Genomic DNA, 7,237 nt, shown 5'->3' with positions numbered 1-7,237 from the left:
TCTCCCAGGTGACCGACCGGATCAGGGGAGCCAAGGCGTCGGGGGGCAAGCTGCTCGCCGTCTGTGGGCCGGCCGTCGTGCACACGGGAGCCGCCTCGGATGTGGCCCGCCTCGTGAGGGAGGGGTGGGTGGACGTCCTGTTCGCGGGGAACGGGTTCGCCACCCACGACATCGAGGCGTCGATGCTCGGCACCTCGCTGGGCGTCTCGCTGGAGGGCGGTCCGCCCGCCGAGGGCGGTCACGCCAACCACCTGCGGACCATCAACGCCGTGCGGAGGGCCGGGTCCATCGCCGCCGCCGTCGAGCAAGGCCTCGTCACATCCGGCGTGATGTACGAGTGCGTCCGGCGCGGGGTCCCGTTCGTGCTGGGCGGGTCGGTGCGCGACGACGGTCCGCTGCCGGACGTCTTCACCGACGTGGTCGATGCGCAGGAGGCGATGCGCGCCCACCTGGAGGGCGTGCGGGTGGCGCTCATGCTCGCTTCGACGCTGCACGCGATCGCGACCGGGAACCTGCTGCCGGCCACGGTCGACACCTTCTGCGTGGACATCAACCAAGCCGTGGTGACCAAGCTGGCGGACCGGGGCTCCCACCAGGTGCTGGGGATCGTCACCGACGCCGGACTGTTCTGCCGGCAGCTGGTCGAGAACCTGTGCACCTGAGCTGGGGCCGCCGCTACCTGATGTGCCCCCCGTCGCACTTCGGGATCCTGTACGAGATCAACCCGTGGATGCACAGGGAGGTCGCGGCCGATCCGGACCGCACCCGCACCCAGTGGGAGGACCTCGTCCGGACGATCCGCGCGGCCGGAGCCACCGTCGAGACGATCGAAGCGGTCGAGGGGCTCCCCGACATGGTCTTCACCGCGAACGGGGGCCTGGTGGACGGCGGCCGCTTCCTGCTCTCCCGGTTCGCGCACCCGGAGCGGGCGGGTGAGGAGCCGCAGTTCAAGAGGTGGTTCGAGTCGGCGGGCAGCGAGGTGGTCGAGCTCCCACCCGGACAGCGCTTCGAGGGAGCGGGCGACGCGCTGCCTTTCGCCGGCCGTCTCGTCGCGGGGTACCGGATCCGATCGGACTTCCTCGCCCACACGACCGTGGCCCGGGAGCTGGGCGTCGAGGTGCTCTCCCTCGAGCTGACCGACGAGCGCTTCTACCACGTCGACCTGACCTTCTGCCCTCTCACGGATCGCCACGCGATCGTGGCCCCCGTGGCGTGGGATCGCTACGGGCTCGAGGTGGTGAGGCGGCTGGTGCCCGAGCCGATCGTGCTGGAGCCGGACGAGGCGCGCACCTTCTGCGCCAACTCCGTGGTCGTCGGGGACCGGATCGTGATGCCGGCCTGTCCGGTGAGGGTCGGGAGGGAGCTCGAGAGGCTAGGGTTCGCCGTCGAGGTGAGCCCGGTGGACGAGTTCCTGAAGGCGGGCGGCGGGGTCCGGTGCCTGACGCTGGCTCTCGACGTGACGCTGTCGGGGTGACATCCTCGGCGGAGGATGTCCGACCCCGACCCAGCCTTCGTCCAGGCCCGCACCATCGAGGTCGTGCTCCCCGACGGGACCCCCCTGTTGATGAGGCCGGTCGTCCCCGACGACAAGGAGCGGCTGAGCGAGGGGTTCTCGCGGCTGTCCGAACACTCCCGGTACCTGCGCTTCATGTCGCCGATGGCGCGTCTCTCGCCGCGGATGCTGGAGTACCTCACCGAGATCGACTACGTGAACCACTTCGCGCTCGCCGCCTTCGCGTACGCCGACGAGGGGAGCCCGGGCGTAGGGGTGGCGCGCTACATCCGCTCCCTCGACGAACCGCACGTGGCCGAGGCGGCGGTCGCCGTCGTCGACGATTACCACCGCCGTGGCATCGGGACCGTCCTGCTGAAGGCGCTCGAGACCGTGGCGCTCCACAACGGGATCACGTGCTTCCGCGCGTACGCCCTGTCGCAGAACCGAGGCGTGATGAAGATGTTCGCCGATCTGGGGGCGAAGGCGGAGCTGGACGAGCCGGGCGTGATCCGGCTCGAGATCGACCTCCGGCAAGCCGTCGAGGGGATGAAGGACCGCCCCGTCTACCGGGTGTTCCGCTCCGCCGCCCAGGGCGAGCAGGTCACGTTCCGACCCCTCGCCCTCACCGACCCAGATATCGGCCGTTAGCGCGCGGCGGCCTCCCGCACCCCGGCGAAGAGGTCGTCCTCGGGCGGTTCCACCGCGACGTGGGAGCGGGCCAGGATGTAGTCGTCGATCGGGTACACGGTCCGCGCGTGTTCGGCGGGCAGCCCGAACCAGAACGGCGAGTTGGGATCGACCTGCGTGGCGTGCGCGAGCAGAGCCTCACGCGTCACATCGGTGTACCCCTTCACGTCGATGCGGGTCGTGATCCGGTGGTCCTGCCACTCGCGGTCGAGCCACTCAGCCTGGTACGGCGACTCGAGCCCCAGCTCGAGGAACTTCTCGTGCGCGGCGACGACCCGCGCCTTCGACCACGTGGAGTAGTAGAGCTTGGACGGCTGCCAGGCCGGACCGGCCTCCGGGTAACGATCGGCGTCGCCGGCCGCGTCGAACGCGGCCACGCTGACCGAGTGGACCTGGAGGTGGTCGGGGTGCGGGTAGAACCGCTGGTCGTCGCCGTACGTGATGACGACGTGGGGGCGCTCGGACCGGATGATGGCCACCAGCAGCCCCACCGCCTCCAGCAGATCGGCCTTCGCGAAGCACTCAGGGTCGTCGTTGTGCGGGGAACCCGGCATCCCCGAGTCCTTGTAACCGAGCAGGCAGACCTCCTCGAACCCGATCACGTCGGTGGATGCGCGCAGCTCGTCCATGCGCACCTCGTGGAGCCGCTCCCTCACGTCCGGGCGGTCCATCGCCGGGTTGAGGATGTCGCCGGCCTCGCCTCCCGTGCAGCAGACCAGCACGCACCTCACCCCCTCCGCCGCGTACCGGGCGACGGTCGCCGCCCCCTTCGAGGCCTCGTCGTCGGGGTGGGCGTGGACGGTCAACAGACATAGGCGGTCGTCCATGGCTCGAGTATGCCCAACCGGACCGCGCCTCCGTGGACCGCACTGACCCGCACCACCCTGGGGACATCCCCCAGAAGGACCAGAGGAGATGCGTACTCCGGACCCTTCCGGGGGGCGACGGCCGCCGGGAGGATGGCCCCATGGAAAGCGAACGCCTGCTGATCCCCTACCGACTCCGGACCGTTCGGTTCGGTCTGCTCGCCACGGTGCTCGCCGTCGGGGCGCTCCTCGCCTATCCGCTCGTCCCCGGCCCCCAGCGCTTCCACGTCGCCCTCTACTCGGTCGTGGTGGCCGGCGCGAGCGCCGGCGCGCTGATCGTCTGGAGGCTCCCCTGGGTGCGCGCGTTCGAGAGCGGATACGGGATGTGGTTCTTCTACGTCTGGTCGGTGCTGGACATCCTGCTCATCTCGGTGGCGATCGTCGCGACCGGGGGCGGGAGCTCGCAGCTCTTCCTCATCTACGCGCTCACCACCATCTTCTTCGCGCTGGCCTACCCCCTGCGGGCCCAGGTCGTCCTGCTGCTCTTCACGTTCGCCTGCTGGTTCGGCGCGGTGCTCGTGCACGGCACCCCCTTCGACGTCCAGGACCTCTACATCCGGATGGCCATGGTGGGGGTCCTCTCGTTCCTGTCCGGGCGGCTCTCGATCGAGCTGACGGAGCTCACCAACCGGCACCACGCCGCGCACGACGAATCCGAGCGGCGCGCGACCCTGCTGGCCGCCGTGGCGGCGGCCGGACGGTCGATGAGCAGCCTCGACTCCGAGCGTGTCCTCGACGTGGTGGTCTCGTCGACGATCGCGCTCGGCTACGACGCAGCCGACCTCTCCCTGTTCGACCACCGGGCGGGCACCGTGTCCATCGCCCTCTCACGGGGACTGCCACCCAGCGTGACGGGAGCCGGGCCGTTCCCAGCCGAGGCGGGCCTGGCCGGCGCGGTCCTCGACACCCGCCGCACGGTGATCGACGCCGACCTCCCGGCGAACCCGCAGACGGGCGAGGCGATGCTCCACGCAGGGTTCCGGTCGGCGGTGTCCGCCCCGGTCTGGGTCAACCACGAGCTCGCCGGCGTCCTCACCGGGACGAGCCGGGCGCAGCGGCAGCTCCCGGAGCTGGACGTCGAAGCCTTCGAGCTGCTCGCCGCCCAGGCGGGCCGCGCGCTGGAGAACGCGAGGCGGTTCGAGGAGGAGCGGGCGGCCGTCACGCGTCTGGCGAACCTCGACCGGCTGAAGCGGGACTTCATCGCCACCGTCTCCCACGAGCTGCGGACCCCCCTGACCGTGATGAGCGGGCTGGGACGCACCATGCAGGAACACTGGGACCGGCTCACCGACGAGCAGCGCGAGCTCTTCGTCGACCGGATCGTCGCCAACGCCACCTCCCTCGAGGGGATCATCACGACCCTGCTCGACTTCTCCCGCCTGGAGGAGGGACGTCTGGAGGCGAACCCGACCGCTCTCGACCTCGGGTCGTCGGTCTCCCGGGTCACCGAGCGGCTGGGCCCCCTGTTCGCGAAGCACACGCTCTCGGTCGACGTCCCGAGCGAGGTCGTCGTGGTCGCCGACCCGGTCCTGTTCGAGCGCGTGATGGAGAACCTGCTCGCGAACGCCGTGAAGCACACCCCGCCCGGGACGGCGGTGGCGCTATCGGCCCGGTGCAACGGGAGCCGCGCCCTCATCAGCGTGGCCGACGACGGGCCCGGCATCCCGAGGGCCGACCTGACCCACCTGGGGGAGCGCTTCTTCCGTGGGGGGGAGCACACCACCCGGACCACCCGGGGCACCGGGCTCGGGCTGGCCATCGTGCGGGAGGTCCTCCGGCTGCACGACTCGGCGCTCGAGATATCGAGCGCCGAAGGTGAGGGGTCGAGCTTCTCGTTCCGGCTCCCACTGTCGCAGCGCCCGGCGGCCTAGCCGCCGTGCGCTCCGCCAGTGGGAGCCGACCCGCGACTACCGGAAGGAGACGTCGTCGAAGGCGAGGTGTCCGGTCCACAGGTCGTGGCTGTGACCGAACAGGACCACCGCCTGTCGCGCGTTCCCGGGAGCCTGGACCGGGCCCGAGAACGGGATCCAGCCCGTGAGCGTGATCGCGCCGCGGTACTCGGGCCCCCGGCTGAAGCCGACCGAGACACCGTTGGCGTCGAGCCACCGGACCCCGGTGACCGCGCCCTCTCCCGTGGTGATGTTGTCGCCGATGATCCAGGCGGAGATCGTGTAGACCTGCCCGGGGTTCACGCCGATGGGCTGCGCGTTCCGCCAGGCGGGCGAGGTCGAGAAGACCTGCTTCTCCACCTCGTCCTTCACGACGTTGGCCGGGTTCTCGACGCAGGTCCGCGGGACCTCGGGCACCGGCTGGTGGCACTCCTGCCGCTTCGCGCTCGCGGGGATGGAGATGGCGGCGCTTCGGGTCCCGCTCTTCGCCTTGTGGGGGTGGTGGTCGTACAGTCCGGCCGCGCCCTCGAACGCCCACCCGGTGGGCAGGACGGGCTGCGGTTGCTGTCCGCGCAGCTCGGGGATCGGCTCGAGGACCGAGTCCTCGAAGCTCGGGTTCGGGAGCAGGTTCCCGCTCGCCGTGGCCGGGGTCCCACCGGCGAACAGCGCAGCGATCAGCAGCGACGTAGCAGCGACGATAGATCGCGCACGGAACATCTGGATCCTCCTGGTCGGGTGCACGTGGACCAGGGGTTCGGCGCCGGTGGACGGGTTCCTGCCGAACCTACAGGCAGGGTTCCTGGTAGAACGCCTGGCGGCCGGTCGGCCACGATCCGTGGCGGAAGCGTACCCCCCGGTTGACGTAGCAGACCGCCCCTACGTCGGCGGGGTTGACCGTGCTGCGCCGCCCCGGGTCGTACCACCACATCGTGGCGTCCTGGGTCATCGTGTGCCGGGAAGGCTCGAACCCGACCCGGGCCTGGTAGTGGGGGGCGTCCCCCGCACCGGGGTTGGGGAAACGGGCCTGTTGGAGACCCCTCATGAACGTCTCCGGGGTCAGGTTCGGGCCCGCCATCTGGATCCCCGACGCGATCAGCAGCAGCTGCGCGTAGCGTGACGCGAGCGGGTAGTAGTTCCCCTCGGGGACCTCCCGCGTGGGGTTGGCCTCCTTAACCGCCCAGAACCACGGCATGGAGTCGCGGGGACCGAACCGGTTGCGGAAGGTGGCCCCGAAGACGCTGCGCCGCTGGTCGGGCGGGGCCTGGCTCATCGAGTTGTCCAGGTCGTTGTCGATGTAGCTGCCCAGCAGCCACTCCGGGTAGTAGGTCTGCGCGCTCGCGGCGGGCATCAGCGTGTTCCGGGTCTCCCCCACGTCGCACAGGCAGACGATCGAGGTCACCCCCTCGTCCTTCATCGCGAGGATCTCGCTGACGCCGGAACGGGCGGTCGCGTTCTGGTGACGCGCCTCCACCTGGGGGACCTGGTCGTCGGGCAGTCCGCACGCGCGCAGCTCGGTCCGGAGCGGGGTGAGGTCGGGGACCGACCCGTCCAGCGCGCGCGTGAAGATGATCCCGAACTTGCGCTGCGACCTGTCCCTCGTTCCGGGTCCGGCGTGCTCGGGCGGGAGCCCCTTCAGCGTCCGGCACACGAACTGTCCGTACGTCCTGAACATGGTGTCCACGCCGGGCAGGACGTTCCACTGGTACGGCGCCTTCGACCGCAGGCGCTGCTCGGTCAGCTGCGACCCCCCGCGGTACGCGGCGCTGATCACCTTCAGCTCGGTGAGCGCGTCGTAGTAGTGGTGCTCAGACCCCTTGCGGTCGGGGTAGGCCATGGACGCGAAGGCGTTGAGCTGGTCGGCCACCAACCTCGCGTCGGAGCGCATCGTGGTGGGGTCGGGGTGGTTGAAGGAACCGCCGTCGGGGACGAACGCCTTGATCGTCAGCCGGCGACCGTAGAACTCGTAGCGCATGTTGAAGTGGCGGGCCAGGTCGCCGACCGCAGCGTCGTCCTCGCCGAAACCGCCGGTCGGGTAGGCGATCACCACCTCCGTCGCGGTCACGCCCGTTGCGGTAGCACCGCCGTTGTCGCCGTCCCAGAAGGGCACGCACGGGGGGGACTGCGGGTCCTCCGTCTGGCGGGGTGGCTGGCCCTGGCACCGCTTCACGCGCGGCTGGTCTATGACCTGGGCTGGGTCCGGAGGTGGGGTCGGGGAGGCCCCCTCGCGGGCGGCGTCCTCCGCGGATCCCCCCGTGCCTCGCCTGGCCGCCTGCTCGTCCAGCGACTCGGTGATCTGCTCC

Annotated in this window: 7 protein-coding genes; 4 read left to right on the top strand and 3 right to left on the bottom strand. The window is 70.7% G+C overall.

Translation table 11 applies throughout. The features are described 5' to 3' along the window. The 3 genes from VM840_02160 to VM840_02150 all read left to right on the top strand — a co-directional run. The coding region (locus VM840_02160; protein HVL80381.1) for a TIGR00300 family protein at positions 1 to 662 on the top strand (662 nt) is incomplete at its 5' end. After that, positions 653 to 1,474: an arginine deiminase-related protein gene (locus VM840_02155; protein ID HVL80380.1), complete on the top strand. Its 822-nt coding sequence runs from the start codon at positions 653 to 655 to the stop codon at positions 1,472 to 1,474. The genes VM840_02160 and VM840_02155, both read left to right, overlap by 10 nt. Before the next feature lie 15 nt (positions 1,475 to 1,489). Then, positions 1,490 to 2,143, top strand: a complete 654-nt coding sequence (locus tag VM840_02150; protein HVL80379.1) for a GNAT family N-acetyltransferase — start codon at positions 1,490 to 1,492, stop codon at positions 2,141 to 2,143. Here the strand turns inward: VM840_02150 and mca are convergent. Continuing rightward, positions 2,140 to 3,009 (bottom strand): mycothiol conjugate amidase Mca, encoded by an 870-nt coding sequence (gene mca / locus VM840_02145; protein ID HVL80378.1) that lies wholly within the window; start codon positions 3,007 to 3,009, stop codon positions 2,140 to 2,142. The genes VM840_02150 and mca overlap by 4 nt on opposite strands. 140 nt (positions 3,010 to 3,149) lie before the next feature. Between mca and VM840_02140 the strand changes: the two genes are divergently transcribed. Continuing rightward, complete coding sequence (locus tag VM840_02140; protein ID HVL80377.1) at positions 3,150 to 4,919, top strand: ATP-binding protein; 1,770 nt, start codon at positions 3,150 to 3,152, stop codon at positions 4,917 to 4,919. 36 nt (positions 4,920 to 4,955) lie between these two features. Here VM840_02140 and VM840_02135 read toward each other — a convergent pair whose 3' ends face one another. Then, on the bottom strand, positions 4,956 to 5,654 hold the full coding sequence (locus tag VM840_02135; GenBank protein HVL80376.1) for a hypothetical protein: 699 nt from the start codon (positions 5,652 to 5,654) through the stop codon (positions 4,956 to 4,958). A 67-nt stretch (positions 5,655 to 5,721) separates the two neighbouring features. Next, a partial coding sequence (locus VM840_02130; protein ID HVL80375.1) for a hypothetical protein occupies positions 5,722 to 7,237 on the bottom strand: 1,516 nt, incomplete at its 5' end.

Source organism: Actinomycetota bacterium (assembly GCA_035540895.1).
GTDB lineage: Bacteria > Actinomycetota > JAICYB01 > JAICYB01 > JAICYB01 > DATLFR01.
This window is presented reverse-complemented; position numbering and strand designations above follow the sequence as displayed.

What these genes read in the sequence shown, in the direction of transcription:
- VM840_02135 (HVL80376.1), bottom strand. Translation starts at nt 5,654, where the DNA reads ATGTTCCGTGCGCGATCTATCGTCGCTGCTACGTCGCTGCTGATCGCT.
- mca (HVL80378.1), bottom strand. Translation starts at nt 3,009, where the DNA reads ATGGACGACCGCCTATGTCTGTTGACCGTCCACGCCCACCCCGACGAC.
- VM840_02150 (HVL80379.1), top strand. Translation starts at nt 1,490, where the DNA reads ATGTCCGACCCCGACCCAGCCTTCGTCCAGGCCCGCACCATCGAGGTC.
- VM840_02140 (HVL80377.1), top strand. Translation starts at nt 3,150, where the DNA reads ATGGAAAGCGAACGCCTGCTGATCCCCTACCGACTCCGGACCGTTCGG.